This window comes from Saccharicrinis sp. GN24d3, from assembly GCF_052400645.1.
In the GTDB taxonomy this organism is placed as follows: Bacteria; Bacteroidota; Bacteroidia; order Bacteroidales; family Marinilabiliaceae; genus Saccharicrinis.
The window spans coordinates 551,700-570,032 of the sequence record NZ_JBQTGI010000001.1 but is presented as its reverse complement, the minus strand read 5'-3'; the positions used below and the strand labels follow the sequence as shown (position 1 = coordinate 570,032).

General features: G+C 37.6%; 16 protein-coding genes and 2 tRNA genes. 15 read left to right on the top strand and 3 right to left on the bottom strand.

All coding sequences use genetic code 11. From position 1 onward, the window contains the following. Nucleotide 1 precedes the first annotated feature (1 nt). Genes ACT29I_RS01875 through ACT29I_RS01840 form a run of 8 tightly spaced genes read left to right on the top strand, consistent with a single transcriptional unit; the run spans nt 2 to nt 10,203 of the window. Entirely contained in the window at nt 2-1,132 is a 1,131-nt protein-coding gene (locus ACT29I_RS01875) for a hypothetical protein (RefSeq protein WP_444792571.1), read from the top strand. Next, a complete protein-coding gene (locus ACT29I_RS01870) occupies nt 1,110-5,057 on the top strand; it encodes a strawberry notch C-terminal domain-containing protein (RefSeq protein WP_444792570.1) in 3,948 nt (1,315 codons plus the stop codon). Before ACT29I_RS01875 ends, ACT29I_RS01870 begins: the two co-directional genes overlap by 23 nt. After that, nucleotides 5,054-7,381, top strand: coding sequence for an LPD1 domain-containing protein (locus ACT29I_RS01865; protein ID WP_444792569.1), 2,328 nt, complete (start codon nt 5,054-5,056; stop codon nt 7,379-7,381). The genes ACT29I_RS01870 and ACT29I_RS01865 overlap by 4 nt, the downstream gene beginning before the upstream one ends. A 1-nt stretch (nt 7,382) precedes the next feature. Continuing rightward, nucleotides 7,383-8,246 (top strand): hypothetical protein, encoded by an 864-nt coding sequence (locus ACT29I_RS01860; RefSeq protein ID WP_444792568.1) that lies wholly within the window; start codon nt 7,383-7,385, stop codon nt 8,244-8,246. A gap of 14 nt (nt 8,247-8,260) precedes the next feature. Beyond that, nucleotides 8,261-8,893: a hypothetical protein gene (locus tag ACT29I_RS01855; protein ID WP_444792567.1), complete on the top strand. Its 633-nt coding sequence runs from the start codon at nt 8,261-8,263 to the stop codon at nt 8,891-8,893. A gap of 1 nt (nt 8,894) precedes the next feature. After that, the gene (locus tag ACT29I_RS01850; RefSeq protein WP_444792566.1) at nt 8,895-9,227 is read left to right on the top strand and encodes a hypothetical protein; all 333 of its coding nucleotides are present in this window, start codon (nt 8,895-8,897) and stop codon (nt 9,225-9,227) included. Then, nucleotides 9,224-9,637, top strand: coding sequence for a hypothetical protein (locus ACT29I_RS01845; protein WP_444792565.1), 414 nt, complete (start codon nt 9,224-9,226; stop codon nt 9,635-9,637). The genes ACT29I_RS01850 and ACT29I_RS01845 overlap by 4 nt, the downstream gene beginning before the upstream one ends. After that, nucleotides 9,634-10,203 carry a glycoside hydrolase family 108 protein gene (locus tag ACT29I_RS01840; RefSeq protein ID WP_444792564.1) on the top strand — a complete coding sequence of 190 codons (570 nt, stop codon included), beginning with the start codon at nt 9,634-9,636 and terminating at the stop codon, nt 10,201-10,203. Before ACT29I_RS01845 ends, ACT29I_RS01840 begins: the two co-directional genes overlap by 4 nt. Before the next feature lie 5 nt (nt 10,204-10,208). On the opposite strand, the gene ACT29I_RS01835 is transcribed toward ACT29I_RS01840, so the two are convergent. After that, nucleotides 10,209-11,120, bottom strand: coding sequence for an ATP-binding protein (locus ACT29I_RS01835; RefSeq protein WP_444792563.1), 912 nt, complete (start codon nt 11,118-11,120; stop codon nt 10,209-10,211). 167 nt (nt 11,121-11,287) lie between these two features. Here ACT29I_RS01835 and ACT29I_RS01830 point away from each other — a divergent pair, with 167 nt between their 5' ends. The 6 genes from ACT29I_RS01830 to ACT29I_RS01805 are packed head-to-tail and all read left to right on the top strand — an operon-like array spanning nt 11,288 to nt 16,083. Further along, nucleotides 11,288-11,428: a hypothetical protein gene (locus ACT29I_RS01830; protein WP_444792562.1), complete on the top strand. Its 141-nt coding sequence runs from the start codon at nt 11,288-11,290 to the stop codon at nt 11,426-11,428. Nucleotides 11,429-11,480: 52 nt separating this feature from the next. Continuing rightward, a complete protein-coding gene (locus ACT29I_RS01825; RefSeq protein WP_444792561.1) occupies nt 11,481-12,767 on the top strand; it encodes a glycosyltransferase in 1,287 nt (428 codons plus the stop codon). Continuing rightward, nucleotides 12,751-13,773 carry a radical SAM/SPASM domain-containing protein gene (locus tag ACT29I_RS01820; RefSeq protein ID WP_444792631.1) on the top strand — a complete coding sequence of 341 codons (1,023 nt, stop codon included), beginning with the start codon at nt 12,751-12,753 and terminating at the stop codon, nt 13,771-13,773. Before ACT29I_RS01825 ends, ACT29I_RS01820 begins: the two co-directional genes overlap by 17 nt. After that, nucleotides 13,740-14,426, top strand: a complete 687-nt coding sequence (locus ACT29I_RS01815; protein WP_444792560.1) for a tyrosine-protein phosphatase — start codon at nt 13,740-13,742, stop codon at nt 14,424-14,426. Before ACT29I_RS01820 ends, ACT29I_RS01815 begins: the two co-directional genes overlap by 34 nt. After that, nucleotides 14,423-15,385 carry a methyltransferase gene (locus tag ACT29I_RS01810; protein ID WP_444792559.1) on the top strand — a complete coding sequence of 321 codons (963 nt, stop codon included), beginning with the start codon at nt 14,423-14,425 and terminating at the stop codon, nt 15,383-15,385. Before ACT29I_RS01815 ends, ACT29I_RS01810 begins: the two co-directional genes overlap by 4 nt. Next, complete coding sequence (locus ACT29I_RS01805; RefSeq protein WP_444792558.1) at nt 15,382-16,083, top strand: WG repeat-containing protein; 702 nt, start codon at nt 15,382-15,384, stop codon at nt 16,081-16,083. Before ACT29I_RS01810 ends, ACT29I_RS01805 begins: the two co-directional genes overlap by 4 nt. A 58-nt stretch (nt 16,084-16,141) precedes the next feature. Here ACT29I_RS01805 and ACT29I_RS01800 read toward each other — a convergent pair. Together ACT29I_RS01800 and ACT29I_RS01795 are read right to left on the bottom strand one after the other, a co-directional pair. After that, nucleotides 16,142-16,224: transfer RNA gene (locus tag ACT29I_RS01800), tRNA-Leu, on the bottom strand. 226 nt (nt 16,225-16,450) lie between these two features. After that, a tRNA-Gly gene (locus ACT29I_RS01795) sits at nt 16,451-16,523 on the bottom strand. 256 nt (nt 16,524-16,779) lie between these two features. Between ACT29I_RS01795 and ACT29I_RS01790 the strand changes: the two genes are divergently transcribed. After that, the gene (locus tag ACT29I_RS01790; RefSeq protein ID WP_444792557.1) at nt 16,780-18,249 is read left to right on the top strand and encodes a glycoside hydrolase family 16 protein; all 1,470 of its coding nucleotides are present in this window, start codon (nt 16,780-16,782) and stop codon (nt 18,247-18,249) included. Nucleotides 18,250-18,333: the final 84 nt, after the last annotated feature.

Here is an 18,333-nt window from a genome sequence, read left to right as displayed (position 1 = left end):
CATGGATAAAAAGGGCTACATATCAAGGATTCGTGAGGATTTAAAAGGTGGACGTAAGCACTCTAAAACCACTATTGAAAGTATTGCCAAAAGCTTCGGTATTGCCAACAAAAACTTGGTAAAAGAATTTACCGAACTGGCAATAATCCTTAACGCAAGAGAGATAGCACACGACAGTTCGCTAACCACTTACGGAAAATACCTTGATATTGTAGCCCTGTATCAATCACAGGTCAATCTTTCCATGCGAACAAGCATGAGTGTATTGATGCAGCAATATTCCACTCCGGCACCCATTTCATTCCTGGCATCGAGTTACATTTTAAAATCAGGTAGCTTATCAGGTTACAAGGCTTTTAAGAACATCGTAAAAGGTGGAACTAAAGGCAAAATTGTCGGCAATGCTCACCTTACCAATGATAAAAACGATTTTCCAAGATATTTAGAGCCATCGGCAGGGAACGGACTTTTAACGATTGCGTTGCCTTATCACTATACCCATGTTAACGAGTTGGATGATGTAAGGATTGCCAACCTGAAAGAACAACCTTTTGCAAAGGTTAGTTCTTGGGATGCTTTAAAGCCTCCGGCAGCTTATGATAGAACTTTTGACGGTATAGTTACGAATCCACCTTTCGGTTCACTTTCTCAACCTGAACTTTTTGGAAAATTTAAAATCAAGCGGTTGGAACATGCAATGGCATTGAACGCTTTGCGTTGCATGAAGGATAATGGTAAAGCTGCCATTATAATTGGCGGTCATACCACATGGGACGAACATGGTCGTGTAACCGCAGGAACTAACCGCATTTTCCTGAATTACCTCTACCATTTTTACAACGTTGAAGATATTATACCTATTAACGGCAAAAGGCTTTACTCCAGACAAGGAACTTCAATCAATACCCGGTTAATTCTGATTGATGGAGCAAAAGCAGTTCCCGATGGAGCAGCTCCGCTTAAAAATAAACTGCACAGCACCGTTGTCAATACCCATGAAGAACTTTGGGACAGAGTTCAACTTCAACCATCTCCAGAAATACTTACGAAAATCAACCAGAACATTGCCAGATTGAGAGCAAAAGCAATTCTCATAAAACAGAAGCAGTATGAAACAAACAATAGCATTTAGCAAAAGCAGCATTACCATTAAGTTTGGTAGCGTTCCACCAAAACATATATCGGCAAGGCTTATTGAATTGGGTTTTAAAACCACCAACAATAAAAGCTTTGTCCGCACCAAAAAGCTGGCTCAAAATGAACATGAGTATTTACAAGGAATGTTCGGTCATAAAGGGCTGGGCATGGCATATATTCCAACAGCCGAAAAAGGTTTTATCCTGGATACAACTGTTCCCGATTCAATGGGACATGAAATGCACATCGCAATCCGAAAAGTAAAGAAAAGTATAGGGATGCCTTTGTTTGACTATGTTGCCGAGAAACTCGATTACAGCAATGATGAACTTGTCAAGTCGCTTTCGTGCGAACAGATTGATTCGGTATCATTGGCAATTTACAATATCGAAAAGCGTGGCCAAGGGATTATTGTTGGCGACCAAACAGGAATCGGTAAAGGAAGAACCGCAGCAGCTTTAATCCGCTACGGTGTTAAAAGTGGACTGCAACCTGTATTCCTTTCGGAAAAGCCCAACCTGTTTACAGACCTATATCGAGACTTGTCGGACATTGGTAGCTCTGCCCTGGTTCCGTTTATCGTGAACTCCAAAGAGAGCAAAACCAATGTGAAGGACAAAAGCGGTGAAGTCATATATACAGCTCCCGAAAAACCTACACAAGAAAGGATTATAAAGAGCAAGCAAGTACCCAACAATTACAACTTTGTTTGTGCCACTTATTCGCAGTTCAATCAGCCGAAAAAGCCAGCCAAACAAGAGTTTTTAAATGCTGCAAGTAGTGGTAATATTATCATTATGGACGAAGCTCACAATGCTTCGGGAAGCTCCAATACAGGTGAATTTATGCAAGATGTGTTAAGGCAAACCAAAGGCGTTTGTTTCCTTTCAGCCACCTTTGCAAAGCGACCTGATAACATGCCGATTTACGCTCAAAAAACTTCAATGAGCGATGCCAATATGAGCAAAGAGGATTTGGTTGAAGCTATCACCAAAGGCGGTGTGGCTTTACAGGAAGTATTAGCAGCCCAATTGGTTTCAGAGGGGCAAATGATTAGGCGTGAACGTTCTTTTGAAGGTGTGGAAGTCAACTACATCGAGCTTAAAGAAAAAGCCAAAGAACAAGCTGAAACTGCCGATAAAGTAACTTCAATCATTCGAGATATAATCGGGTTCCAGGAGAAGTACATCAATAAACAAGTTGATGAGCTTGATAAGATTGCAGCAGCCGAAAGTAAAGAGGTTGAAACACGCAAAGGAACAGAGAAAGCCGGGGTTGATAATATTCCGTATTTCTCAAAAGTCTTCAATGTCATCAATCAATTACTCTTTAGTCTGAATGCCTCTGATGTTGCCGACCATGCCATAAACAGGCTAAAAGAAGGTAAGAAACCTATCATTGCCTTTGCTTCAACAATGGGTAGCTTTTTAGAGGGAATGGCAAAACCTGATGATGTAATTAATGGTGACTTCTCAACCGTTTTGGAAAAGGGATTGGATTCAGTTCTTCGCTATACTGAAAAGGATATTGATGGAGAATCACAGGGCAAACAGTTCAATATTGCCGATTTATCGGAAGATGCTCAATTGGCTTACTATGATATTATCAGGAGAATCGAACAGGCTTCAACAGGCATTACTATCAGCCCTCTGGACCTTATTATCCAAAAGATAAAAGAAGCCGGCTATTCGGTTGGCGAAGTTACAGGGCGAAAGCTTTGTGTTCAGTACAATTCTACCAAGGCAAAGAATACAACCGCCTTGGTAATGAGCCGAAAAAAGGAAAACACAGCCGATTTATTTCGTCAGTTTAACGACAATGAAATTGACTGTCTGCTTATCAATCAAAGTGGTTCAACAGGAGCTTCGGCACATGCCATTGTCACCGATAAGGTGCCAGCAGAAAAGGTGAAGCAGCGTGTGATGGTGATACTTCAACCTGAACTGAACATCAACACCGAGATTCAAAAGCGTGGGCGTATCAACCGTACAGGTCAGATAATGAAACCGATTTACGATTACATTATCTCATCCATCCCGGCACAAAAGCGGTTTATGATGATGCTTAAAAAGAAGCTGAAATCATTGGATGCCAATACCACCTCCAACCAAAAGAGCAGTAAATCACAATTAGAATCCGATGACTTTCTGAATAAGTACGGAGACAAAGTGGTTCGCCAATACATGTTGGAAAATGAGGAACTAAACAAAGCCCTGGATAACCCACTCAAATTTGAGGGAAAAGACAGCGATGAGACACCATCCGAAGGTGATGCTTCAAAGGTAACAGGTCGTGTGGCTGTTTTATCGGTTAAGGAACAGGAGAAGTTTTACCAAGAGGTTATTGAGCGATATAACGATTACATCGAATACCTCAAGCAAGCCAATGAGTACGACCTTGAAGTGGAAGTCCTGAACCTAAAAGCGGAATCCCTTGAAAAGCGTGTTGTGATTGCCGGGAAAGGTGGACGTTCTGTATTTGGTAACGATACCTATTTGGAAAAATGTGAATGCAACGTACTTAAAAAACCTTACGGCAAAGCTGAACTTGAAAAGCTGATTCAAAAACAACTAAGCAGTAAACACCCTGACAGTATTTCTGAAGAAATTGTATCATCCCATGAAAAGTGGGTATTAACTAAATTAAATTCAGATTTAAAAGATTTAGAAACCAAATACTTAGAACTACAAGCGGGGATTATCTCCGAAAAGGGGTATCAGAAAATCCCCGTTTTCGATAAAGCAGCCCAAAGAGATTATGTCGCTGAAAGAACCGAAGAAATTGAAGAAGGAAAACAAGCCGAGATTACCAAGACCAAAACACAAAGCGAGAACCGGAAACGCTACCTGAACAACTTTTTCAAGTTCTTCAAAGTCGGTCATGGTTATTTCTATCCGGCAGTCAGTTTTGAAACCGATAGCAGTTCCAATTCTTATTGTGTGTTTCTTGGTTTTGACATCAATCCCAAACGCAAAAATCCTTATGCTCCGTCATCGGTAAAACTTCGCTTTGCCATTTCAGATAGTCGTAAATACATCGTTCTCCCTGCATCGGGCGATACCGCTAAAGAGATTGAGCGTGTAATGAGCCGTAGTATGCAGCTTACCTCAGGTCAAAAAGAAAGCTTGATTGAGCGTTGGGATGAAGCAATCAAAGACTTCACGGCAGACCGACAAATCCGATACATCGTTACAGGAAACATACTTCAAGGCTCTGCGGACTTTTCAGGAAAGTTGGTAAGCTTCACCACCAAAGGCAGAGGTGTTCAGAAAGGTATTTTAATGAGTGAGGCATGGTCGCCTGACAATAACGATAATAAAGCAGACAACTATGTTGTAGCTCCAATTGCCAAACTACAAAAGCACATTATGAGCCTTCGTAATGGTGCTACCATTGCTACCGAAAACAGAATTACAATAGCCAGGCATTATGATGGCACTTTTAAGGTCATCATGCCTAAAACCAAAACTCACATTCCCATTTATACAGATAAAGAAGTTGTAAAACTTCTGGTTAATAATCGGGATGGTTTTGAAATGGTTTCGGGAAATATGAGGGCTTCGGTTGAAGAAAGCAAGATGCCTAAACTTCTTAATCTGCTTGGTGAACGGTTCAGCCTTTCGGTTAAAATTCCACGCCATTATTACGATGAGTTTTTGGATAAGGGAACAAAGCGAGGCAATTCAACTGATAGCCTTACCAATGAGGCGATGAAGATGTTTGAACAGGACAAAAAGGAATTCCCCAAACGACTGGCCAAACAAAAGCAATCCGCACCCAAGGGCAAGAAAATAAGCATCGACAACGGCAAGCAACTGAAACTTGTGAAGCTTCGTGCAAAGGCTATCCTGATTAAGCAGAAACAGCTTCGGGCAGTCGCCGGGCTTGGAACTCACCCTAAAATCAAGACCATACTATGACGGAAAAGGAGTTTTATAAAAAGTACAAAGCCATCCACAAGGATATTCGCACCAAAGGAAAATCAAAGGCATCCATTTTAGCCAATGGTTTTAAAGAGGGTGTTAATGTCAATGCTTTGCCCATCTATAAAGGTTTTGAGAAAGCAACCGATATTATTGCCACTCGCTACAAACCTAGAAAGGGTGACTTCGTTTGGATATTGCCCAAACATGGATTCATTGAAGGGCGAAATGGCTACAAAACAAAGCAAGGCTACAAACCCAATCCCAATGATGGATTCTTCATTATCAGCGATGATTGGTCGTTGTATGAAAACTACTGTGCCAACTTAGCAACCCCGAACGATGACCTTGGGGATATTGATACAGAAGTTGAAAAAGCTTTACAGGAAAAGCAAAAGAACCGGGAGTTTAAAGATGCCGGAAAGCGTGTTCATGGTTCCAGGAAAGAACAAGCCATGTACAACAAGCTTATCAGCAGTAGCGATTTAAACAGCATCGAACAAGATGAAGCTACCGCTATTGAGCTAATTAAAAAGGATAAAGTATTTCCAAAGGTTGACCCACAGGCAGAAAAAGAAAATGGAACGGATTCGGGTTGTGCATTTTTGAAAGTAAAGGTTCGTCAGGCATTCCCGGCAAAACCACATGCCAATACCAAGGAAGCCAGGGAGCAATATGTGAAAATGGCAGAGGCTTTTGCAAAAGTTCTTTCTGATGCGATTTCAATTACGGATTTACAACAACTCGATACCATTGCCAATAATGGTGAGATTGTGGGTAAGCATGATTTTGGAATGATATTCGGCAAAGCACTTCGCAATATTGTCTTTACCATTAAGGGCTATCGGACAACATCTGCGGTCAAGGAAACTTACATGAAAGCCCATCAATATTCAGGCATCACCAAAGAACAGGCAGCTCCACATGCTAAGAGGCTGAAAGAATACACCGACAAACGGATAAAACGCCAACAGGATTGTATTGATTCTGCAAAGCAAATTCTTTCTCCTGCCGATATGAAACGCCACAAGCAAAACGACCTGACTTTTCAGGGAGGCATGTTGAGCAGCGTTCGGACTGTGGAAGACTATGTAAGGTATGTTACTCAGGTTTGCACAAGGTTTATCAATGATGCAAAAAGAGAATATGATGAGCAAAAAGAACGATTCCCATACAAGGAATTTAAACCGGATTGGAGCTGGGCAGAAACAAAGAAAACAAGCAAATCAAAAAGCAGCAGCAAGCCTAAAATAGAAGCCGTACCGCTATCATATATCAAACGGACAGGCGGTTTATTGATTGAGGAAGCGGATGAAAATACGGTTATCAAGAAGCTTCATTTTAAATCGCTCACATTAGGAAACTATGTGAAGGATGATGAAGCCAGAGAACACATTCGCCATTTTGTTGCAGCCATCGTTGATTTATGCGAGGTGCTTGACATCAACCTATCCATAAACGAAGCCCTGGCTATTGCTTTCGGTGCATTCGGTCGTGGAGGTAAAGCAATGGCTACTTACTACCCAACACGCCAGCTCATCAACCTGACCAAACGAAACGGTGACGGCTCGGTAGCCCATGAGTGGGGTCATTTCTTTGACCATTACCTGAATGGTTTGGAATTATCCACGAAACCATTGCGTTCAGAAAGTTATCTAAATACCATCATTGAAAGTTTGGGGTACAAAAAGAAGTATTTTATCGGAGGTAATTCATCGCCAACAAAAGATTGGTTCAAGGATATTCTGAAAACCTCTATTAAGAAGGTTGTACCGACATTTCAGGAGAGACAATCGGTGGTGCATACAAGTATCGTTTCGCTTATCCTAATGCTTCGCTTTGGGTATTATGCTTTGGAAGATAAAGCGGTTAGCTACAATGATTTTGACGAGACAAAGAAGCGCAGAACCGACAGCTACCTATATCACTATTCCAAACTTCAAGGTGCTTATTGGAAAGACATTGCAGAGATGTTTGCCCGAAGCTTTGAATGCTATGTGTACGACAAGCTAAAGGAAAAGGACCGGGTAAATAACTATCTGGTCTCAGGTGGTATGTTTTCTCATCCTGTTTATCCGCAAGGTCAGGAACGTATTTACATCAACAAATGCTTTGATAACCTGATTTATGCAATCAAGGAGCATTTATCCATTAAATCATTTGAACCATTTACCGATAAACGAGCCGATGAATACATCGACCTGACCGAAAAAGGTAGCGTGAATAAAGGTGTGATAGTAGGCAAAGAGCGCAAACTGAAACTTGCCAAAATCAGGGCTAAAGCAATTCGCATTAAACAGAAACAATTAAAAATATCGTGATATGAAACTTACAGTTAAAAACTACAAGGAGGCCACCAAAAATATTGACTTCAAAAAGTTGCCGGAAGCAGCACAGGAAGCACATAAAGAGTTCGATTCATTTGCCGATTTCTACAATGAGGATAAGGACATAAAAGAGATGCTTGATAATCATTTCAAAATCGTTGAACCTTACCTAAAGGATTCTGAAAAGAAAAGCTCTGCACCTAAGAAAGCACCAGCGAAGAAGACTGCCTCGTCACAAAAATCGACAAAAAATGTGACGAAGAAAGCTACACCAAAATGGACAGCAACAAAGAAAACGACAGCACCTAAAAAAGCACAACGAAAACCCATCGAGGTCGATTTGATGCCGTTGGAGATTAAGGTAATCAGGCGTTATCTGAACTTTCACAACAAGAAAGTAACCGAACGTCAGGTATCGCTATTGTACAAGGTGATTCAAAAGGCAGCTACCGAAAAGACCATCCGCAAAACTAGCCAGTATGCCTCTGAAATTAAAAGCATTAGCAATGACCTTATCAAGACTTACAAGGATATGAATGGTACTTGTAAGTTTGAAGTTCCAGATTCATTGTACACGAAGCTGAAAAAGATTGTGGATGACTACGGTGTTACTCCGGCAGTTGCATTGATTAAGCGTTTTATCAACCTGTATGGCAATATCACAAAGGCAAAAGCGCAACGCTTACTTACCACAGTTACCAACTCATTAAAAAACGGTAAGGTTGACAAATCAGACAAGGAATTTGAACAGGTTAAAAACGTTCAAAAGCATTTACATGATTATCTGGAGAGTGACAAACTGCTTGTTACCAATGTTCAGTTAAAAGGGCTACAAGGCATTGCCGGATTGGGAAAGTAAATGCCACTACTTCCATGCCCAAAAGTAGTGGCTCACAAAACAGGGCATTCAATCCCGGCACCACAAGAACCGCAGTCATCGCATCCGACCAGGTTGTTTTGGCAAACGACCTTGCCAAAATGAATTTTAAGACCATCTCCATTAGGGGAAAGTTCGGTAAACTATTAGGCAAGCTGTATATCCCTTTCTATATAATGATTTACGGCTCACGCTTTCATGGGAAAAGCACCGTAGCCTTGATGCTTGCCGATGAATTGGTAAAGCAACACGGATATAAAGTCTTGTATGTAGCCAATGAAGAAGGTGCAAAAGGAACAATGCAGGAGAAAGTAGTAAGGCTCGGTATTAACAGCCCGATTGGAATTATCGAGGACTACAATCCGAAGCTATTCAGAGATTACGATGTGGTATTTATCGACAGTACCCAAACAACGGATATTTCTCACGAGGAATTTAAAGAGCTGAAGAAACAGTTTCCGAACACCTCTTTTGTAATCATCAATCAGGCAAACAGAGATGGCAGCTCCAAAGGCGGAACGAAGTGGGAGCATATTGTAGATGCCATTATGCACATTGAAAATCAAAGTGCAACGATGGAGAAAAACCGCTTTCCGGAGGGTAGTACAGAATCCATTAAAATCTTTTAGCATGGAAGAAATGACAATTAAATTTTATTGGGTGGTTATAGCCGGATTGAGTTCTCTTACAGTAGGTGTACTCTCAAACATTATCCGCAATGCTATTTCTAAAAATGCTACAAAAGAAACGGTGGATGCCAAAACCGATTTATTGGAAAAGGATATTCAGCACTTGACTAAGGAGCTTGCTTCATGCGAAAACAAGTTTACGGTACTGCATAAACGCATATCCGATTTAAGGGATAGCTCCAAGGAAATATATGTGAGTAAGGAACTATTTCACCAAACCATTAAGCAGCTTAACGAGAAGCTCGATACCATTTTAAAATTTGTAGAACGATGAGAAAGTTATTTGGAAAGGTAATCAATGCCGGAGCTGCGGAAACCTTAAAAGAAGGCACAAAGCTGATTGATGAAATATTCACCACACAAGAAGAAAAGCTCCAGGGGAAAATGGAACTTTTTAAGATGGCAGTTGCCGATAGGAGTTCAGCCAGGGAGATGTATCAGAAAGACAGTTGGCTTCAAAAAGCCTTTGCAATCTTCTTTTTACTTGCTTGGTGTGCTTTGACTTTTGTAATGCTGAACTACTTCATCTTTGATACCATTCAGCTTGATGATTGGCAAATTGCTTTTGTAAGCAGTATCAACGGTGGAATATCCACCAAACTAAGCACCATTATTGACTTTCTTTTTGGTGGTGCAATATCAGGAGTTAACGATGTCAAACTTAAAAACAGACGTAAACAATGAAAACATTCGATGAGTTGTTTGATGGTGTAATCAAACACGAAGGCTATTATGCCAATGTAGAAGGCGACCGAGGTGGTGAAACCTACATGGGTGTTGCCCGGAATTTGCATCCCGATTGGGAAGGCTGGCAATACATTGATGCCTACAAAGAAACCTATGGTGAAATACCTTGGAATTTTAAGATTGATGTTCCTCAATTGACACAGCTTGTAAAGGATTTTTATCACCAGACCTTTTACAAAAGATTTAAAATTGATGAAATCTCCAATGGCTCACTACAAGAAATCATCTTTGATTGGTGTGTTAATAGCGGAGTATGGGGAGCCAGAGGCGTTCAACGTCTGCTAAACCAATTCTTTGAAGCTGATTTAAAGATGGATGGTATTATTGGTAAAATGACACTTGCTGCAATTGCCAATTGCCAGCCAAAGGAACTGTTTTGGGAAATCAAAAAAGCTCGAATCCGCTATTATCACAAGATTGCCAAGAAAGGCAGAAATCATTTATTCCTTGAAGGGTGGTTAAAGCGGATTGGGAAGATTGAATTTGAAGAATCAGAGATATAAAAGTTTTACCATCGTTCCATTGAGCGATGGCTAATACCAAGCATTTCGGCAGCTTTCTGCTTATTATTAAAGTTGACGTTTAAGCTCCAATTTCTTAATGCCCTCCTGAAATTTTTTAGCATTTCATCATACTTTATATCTTCAATAAAAACGAATGAATTGTCGTCATATATTCTTTGAGCAGGATATTTTAAAATTGCTTCAAAGTCCTTTTTTACCAATTCAAATATTTTAGATTCTTCTAATTGTTCTGCTGAAATTTGATGAAAGTTCCAGTTTATAACAATTTTATCAAGGTCACGAAAATTACCATACATATTTCCTGCAACAAGATCGAGCCAATCTTTAAATTCTTCACTTTGAGGGAATCTGTTATGATATTCGTGTTGTTCATTGAAGAATTTCTTCCACGTTTCTTCAAAGTCGCTATAAATATCTCGTTGTGTTTCATTAAAGTTTGGAAAGGTGACAACAAATTGACTAACCCGGTCATAGAATTTTGAGTTCAATATTCTTCTATCTTGTCTTAACTTTTCAATTGGTAAACATGAAGTAAAAATGATTCTAATTTCTAAGTTCTTTTCTTTAAGACCAAATTTACCATTATGGGTGGAAATGATATTAAATATTATCTCTTGACTTTTTTGTGAAAGCTTCTCTACTTCTTCTATAATCAGGAATTTATTATTTGCTTTATTAAAGACATCTTCCCAGTACTCAATTGAATCCTCAGTTAAACCAGAATCTATAAATATTGAGTTATCCTTGCTTTCATTACCTGTTATGCTTTTAACATTTTGTGAAATCCAATGGGTCTTCCCAACCCCACTATCTCCAAGAACTAAAATTGAAAATCTACCAGGGTATTCCATCATTTGTTTAAGTGTATGGATAGCCTTTTTTCTTATCTCATGCATATTAATGTACTTTTCTGCGTATATATTGGTATATTATTGCGTAGTCAAATTTACACTATATTATTCAATTATTTTTACAAGTATAATTCTAATGCATTATGAATTTGAAGTCTGAACAAACCGAAAAAAGACTATAACTAGAAGTAGGATTTCTAATTAATGTAATCATGAAAAATAATAAAACTAGCAATCATCAAGCTGACATTAAAAATCCCAATAAAGGAACAAGTGGGACAAATAAAACCTATGACAAGAATCAAGGTAATAGAGGCACACAGCTCAATTCTAATCAAAAAGGAAAGAAGTAATTAATCTTAGGAATGCTCTCAATTAACAGAGCATTCCATTTCATTTAAAAACATGCACATACTAAAAATAATCCACGGATACCCTCCAAACTACAACGCTGGGTCTGAAGTTTACAGTCAATCAATTGTCGATGAACTAAAAAAGACAAATAAGATTACAGTTTTTACACGTGAAGAAAACGAGTACATTCCTGATTTCAACTTTAGAAAGGAAACAAAAGATGAAGTTGATTTTGTTTTTGTCAACATGGCCAGGGGGAAAGATGGTTACAACCATACAATCATCAATAAAAAGTTTGCAGAACTAATTCAAGACATTAAACCAGATGTTGCTCATATTGGACATCTAAACCATTTATCAACTGGTATAATAGATGAATTAAACAATCAAAATATCCCCATCTTATTTACCCTTCACGATTTTTGGTTAATGTGTCCAAGAGGACAATTTTTGCAAAGGAATTTTGATGGTAAAAGCTTGTATAATCTTTGTGATAAACAGGACGATTCTAAATGTGCAGAATCCTGCTATAAAATGTACCAATCTGGCATTGATTCTATAAAAGATGGTAAGCATTGGGAAAAGTGGGTAAATCAACGAATGTCAATTACAAAGGAGGTCATTAACAAAGTTGAATTATTTCACGCACCCTCCAAATATCTAATGAATCGTTTTATTAATGATTTTGCAGTACCTAAAGAAAAGATTTTTTATCTCGACTATGGCTTTCCTACTCATTACCTTAAACCAGAAACACATTTAGAATCTGATACATTTACATTTGGATATATCGGAACACACATTGCTGCTAAAGGCATAAATTTACTGATTGAAGCATTTAAAGGATTAAAGGGAAACGCAAAGCTAAAGATATTTGGAAGAGAGCTTGGACAGAACACAAAAGCATTAAAAATACTCACATCAGAATGTGCTAATCCGGTGGAATTTTGTGGAGAATATATCAACCATAATCTAGCCAAAGATGTATTTAGCAATATTCACGCAATTGTAGTACCATCAATATGGGGAGAAAATTCGCCATTAGTAATACATGAAGCACAATCATGTCATATTCCTGTAATTACCGCTGATTTCGGGGGAATGAAAGAATACGTACAGCATAATGTTAACGGATTACTCTTTAAGCATCGGGACGTTGAATCAATAAGAGAAAGTCTTCAATTTGCAGTTAACAATCCCTTAAAGATGAAATCACTTGGAGAAAAAGGCTATTTGTATTCAGAGAATGGAGAAATACCTAATATTATTGAGCATTGCCAAGAGTTATATCGAAAGTATAATTATCTAATTGAATCCAAAAATGCCGAAGCTATATAGAATAACATTAGATACCAATCCGGAAGATTGTAACCTTAAATGCATAATGTGTGAGGAACACAGTCGGTATAGTAATTTTAAAAACGAACTGTATGATTCAACAGGTGTAAAAGCCAGGAGAATGCCTTCCAATTGGATAGATAAAATATTTCAAGAAGCGAAAGAACTTGATGTTAAAGAGATTATACCTTCAACAATGGGTGAACCTCTATTATATAAGGACATTGATAAGTTTTTTCAACTTGCTGAAAAATATGATATTAAAATAAACCTCACTACAAACGGAACATTTCCTAAAAGAGATGTAACGGAATGGGCGGAACTGATTTTACCTGTAACTAGCGATACAAAAATATCACTTAATGGAGTAACAAAGGATTTGGCTGAAAGTATCATGCAAGGAATTCATTTTGAACAGCATGTGTCAAATTTAAAAGCCTTTATTGAATGTAGAGACTTACATTATAGAAAGTCAGGTTTTTACAGCAGAATAACTCTGCAATTGACTTTTATGCAAAAAAACATGCATCAATTACCGGAAATAATTAAGCTTGGGGCAAGCATGGGCGTTGACCGCATAAAAGGACATCATTTGTGGACACATTTTGAAGAAATAAAAGACCTTTCCTTTAAAACGAATAAAGAATCAATAGCATTATGGAACTCAATAGTTGATAAGGCTAATGATGCAGCCGAAACATATAGAAAACCCAATGGAGAAAAGGTTCTACTAGAACAAATAGACTATTTAAACGAAAAGGAAACTTCTTTAATTCCTGAAAGTTATGCGTGCCCTTTTTTAGGTAAGGAATTATGGGTTTCTGCTACTGGAAAAATATCTCCATGCTGCGCTCCTGACAAAGAAAGAGATTCTTTAGGTGACTTCGGAAACTACAAGAATAGAACTTTTAAAGAGGTGTTAAATAGTTCTATTTACAACGATTTGATTACTAATTACAAACAAAAGCCTTTATGTCAAGCATGTGTAATGAGAAAGCCGTTGTAAATAATGCCGATAAAGCACAACCCGGTATTTTAAATTTTAGGGATGTTTCAAAATGCATTTCTACTATAAAACCCAAATATTTATTTAGGACATCATCCATAACTGAATATCAGAATGACGATTCAGCATTAGATGTTCTTAGAAATAATAAAATCAAAACCATTATTGATTTAAGAGCTGAAAGGGAAGTTATAGCAGATTCATATTCAGATGCATTTATTCGTGAGTTTCATTGTATCAATTTTCCTCTTGACCCATGGAATCAACCGGAATGGTTTATTGAAGAGACAAATACTATTTACTCAGGATTATCAAATCCTGAAAAGGCTTACTACTTTTTTATAAAATGCTGTCAAAATCAAATCATGGCAATTCTTGAAACTATTTCTGAATCTCAATATCCAATAGCAGTTCATTGTGTAGCTGGAAAAGACCGAACCGGATTGATAGCTATTTTGATTGGAATGCTTTTGTGTTCTCCCTATGAGGAATTGTTGACTGATTATTTACAAAGCGAACAGGATACTGATGAAAACAAATTCAGGATTTTCTATGATTTTATTAATGATGTTGGAGGAATAGAAAAATATCTTCACCATTGTGGAATGGGCAGAAATGCTATCACTACTTTAAAACAAAAATTAGGAAAATGATTGAGTATAGAAATGAGCTAAAAGGATTATTTACTCAATATTGGGACTACCTTTCTGTTTATGCTGCATGTAAACAGAATATCTTTGATTGTATTCAGAATACCTCTATGTCAATTACTACCCTTGCCGATAATGAAGGATTTGATTTAGAAGTTTTAAAAGAATTAGTTTTAGTACTTAAACAGCAAAAGCTAATTCATACAGATGGTGAGATGCTAAAGTTGACAATCAAAGGAGAACTCTTAACAGAATCTCACCCTTACTCTTTAAAGTATGCATGTTTAAATTGGGGTGCAGAGCATTTAACAGCATGGCAAAATTTAGATTACACCTTAAAGTCAGGCAAACAAGCTTTTAATCATATATATGCGAAGCCATTTTTTGAATATATCTCAAATGATAAGGAAAGGTTATTGAATTACCATAAAGCTATGTATGAATATGCTCGTGATGATTATGAGAATATCTATCAAGTTCATGACTTTTCAATACACCAATCTATAATTGATGTAGGTGGAGGCTTGGGCGCATTGATTAATGCAGTTAAAGCCCATAATCCACAAGTAAACTGTTTTTTATTTGATAAACAGGAAGTGATTGACTTGTATAAAGGAGATATTCCTGTAATAGGTGGAGACTTTTTTCAGTTCATTCCCAAAATTGCAGATGCCATTATTATGAGTAGAGTTTTGCATGATTGGAATGATGAGAAATGTACTCAGATTCTTAATAATGCTTTTAAATCTTTACCTAAAGGAGGTTTTCTATATGTGGTAGAGAACTTAACTGATAAAATAGATGATGGGGCTGCCATCCTATCTTTAAATATGCATGCCCTAACGGGAGGTTTTGAAAGGAGTTTATCAGAATACAAGAGCCTCTTAACATTTACAGGCTTTACATATTCTGAGGTCAAGAAAGTTAATAATCTTCAATACTTAATTATAGCAGAAAAATGAATTGGAAAGATATAGAAGTTTCAGAATGCTCCACATTCTTTAAATACAATGGTCAAAACATCTTTAATAAGACCTTCAAAGAAGTGTTAAAGTTTCATTCAGAAGGATTAGCTCCAGTATGTGATGAAACCGGATGGTATCACATTGACATTAATGGTAATCCGATTTATAAAGAACGATATGATAGAGTGTTTGGATATTACTTCTTTAAGGCAGCAGTTATTCTTAATGGGTTCTGGTTTCATATTGATGTAAAAGGGAACAGGTGTTACAATGAAGAATATGCATGGGTAGGTAATTTTCAAGAAAATGTTTGTACTGTCCGAAATTCAGATGGACAATATTTCCATATTGATGCAAATGGTAAAATATTGTATTCGGATAGATATAGATACTCAGGTGATTTTAAAGATGGTTTTGCTGTAGTAAAACTTCAAAATGGTTTATGTAAACATATTGATAAAACAGGAACAGCTTTAAATGGTAAGTTATTTTTGAACTTAGGGGTATATCATAAGTCATTTGCAACAGCCAAAGATGAAAATGGATGGTTTCATATTGATAAAACAGGAAAGCAACTATATACCGAAAGGTATCTTTCAATAGAACCATTTTACAATGGTTTTTCACTAGTTGAAACTCACGACAACAAACAGATTGTGATTAATGAAAATGGAGAGGTTGCAGTTAATATCTAGCCATACTCAAAAATAATAAAAACGCCCGACCGAATTAAATCAGTCGGGCGTTTTTGTGTGCCCAGGGCGGGACTCGAACCCGCACGTACGTAGTACACGCGGCCCTCAACCGCGCCTGTCTACCAATTTCAGCACCTGGGCTGGTGACAGTAAAATTATCTTTTTACAGAATGTTTCCGAATTGTTTCCGAATAAATTCCGTATTTTTGTTTCAAGTTCTTTTAAAACCTAGTATTAATCAGCTATTGCAGCTCTTTAACACTAAATTTTCGTAAATGCCCCTCAAGCCTGCGTGTCTACCAATTTCACCACCTGGGCGTAAAAAAAAAGAGCGACTATAACATCACTCTTTTAAATTTAAAAGATGAGCGAAAAACGGGACTCGAACCCGCGACCCCGACCTTGGCAAGGTCGTGCTCTACCAACTGAGCTATTTTCGCATTGCGGTTGCAAAAATATAAAAATTATCTTTTTTTCAACGAATCAAAACGAAAAATATACAAATAAACTTGAAATATAATCCGTTTGGCCCACCTTAACACCTTCAATATACTAAGGGTCAATCCATAATCTTTTAACATCATTTTTTTCTTTTCGACTTTTATAAATGATAATAATTAAAACCGTTTTTTAATAACCATTTTAACAATCCCCCGTACAATACTGATGTTAAAAAGAAACTAATCCAATATCAACATGGCGAATATTTTTAGCAGACTTTTCGGGAGCAAGTTCCCAAGTACTGAAAAATACGAAAATGAATACAACACCTTGAGGAATGCCCAAGAGCGATTTCACAAGCTGGAAAAATCGGAATCTATATTAAGATATTTTGAACTGGACACATTGGTTCATTCGGGAGAATTTGCTCAAAAAGTCATCAAGATCAAAAAGGAGCGCTTTAAGGACACGGAGGCGTTTCAGCAGTTCAAAAAGTACAATGAACACAAACGCTCGAAAAATGTAGTAAACTACCATCAGTATATTCGAAAAGACAAAAGCAAGCTGTTAGAAGAATTAAAAAACACCCCCGATGTGCAAGAGTACCTAAAATTAAAGCAGTTTGTTGAATCGGAAGAATTTGCTGCCATTAAAAACAAAAAAGTAACAGCGGACGACAAGGTACGATTTAAAGATACTGATGCCTTTCAACAGGAACAAAAATATAAAAAGCACAAGCGTTCCGCAACAGTGAAACGCTTCAACAAAATCTTACGCATTGATAAAAGCGCGGAAGCTGAGGAACTTAAAAAAACAAGTGAAATTCAAACTTACCTGGGGTTAAAAAACTATATCGAATCACCTGAATTCGAAAAAATAAAAAGCGAGATGAATGACAAAAATCGCTTTAAAAAGTCCAAAGAGTATCAGTTGCTGGAAGAATATAAAGCATTACAGAAAAGCGAAGATGTAACCTGGTTCTTGAAAACAACGAAAGACAATCCTTTTAAAGACATTGACAAGTGGGCTCTTACTTTTGAAGATAATTTCGATGGCACATCTTTGGATGAGAACAAATGGATTACCGGTTATTATTGGGGAAAAGCGTTAATGAATGACAACTATGTGCAGGCTAACGAAAAGCAATTTTTCAAGAAGGAGAACATAGAACTTAGAAACAGTTGTGCCAGAATAATTTCGAAAAACGAAGATTGCAAAGGAAAAATATGGGACACGCAGTTCGGTTTTGTGCCAAAAGACTTTGCATATTCATCGGGAATTATCAACACGGGACAAAGTTTCAGACAACAATTCGGAAAGTTCGAAGCGAAGGTTAGGTATAGCCACACAGCACCTGCCGCCCACAGTTTTGTTTTATTATCGGAACAGATGACACCTCAAGTTAACATTTTGAAGACTCCTGAAAACGGGACAAATAAAATTGAAGCCGGAAACTTTTGGGGCAACAATGGCCAAATCTCACAAAGCGTTCAGGATGTGAAAATCCCAGGCTCTTCCGAAGATTTTTATATTTACGCGTTGGAATGGTCAAAAAACCTGATGGAATGGAAAATTAATGGTATAACGGTTTATACGCAAACTGAAAACATACCTCAAATACCCATGTACGTATCCTTCAGCACCCACTTTACCGATATTCCGAAGCAAGATAAGTTACCAATTTCAATGGATATTGATTGGGTACGTTGCTATCAATTAAATTAGGCCTAATTACTTTTATTATAAAACCAAGGCTGTTCATTTTTTAGGTGAACAGCCTTTTTAAATTATTTTTGGCGCTATAGTCTT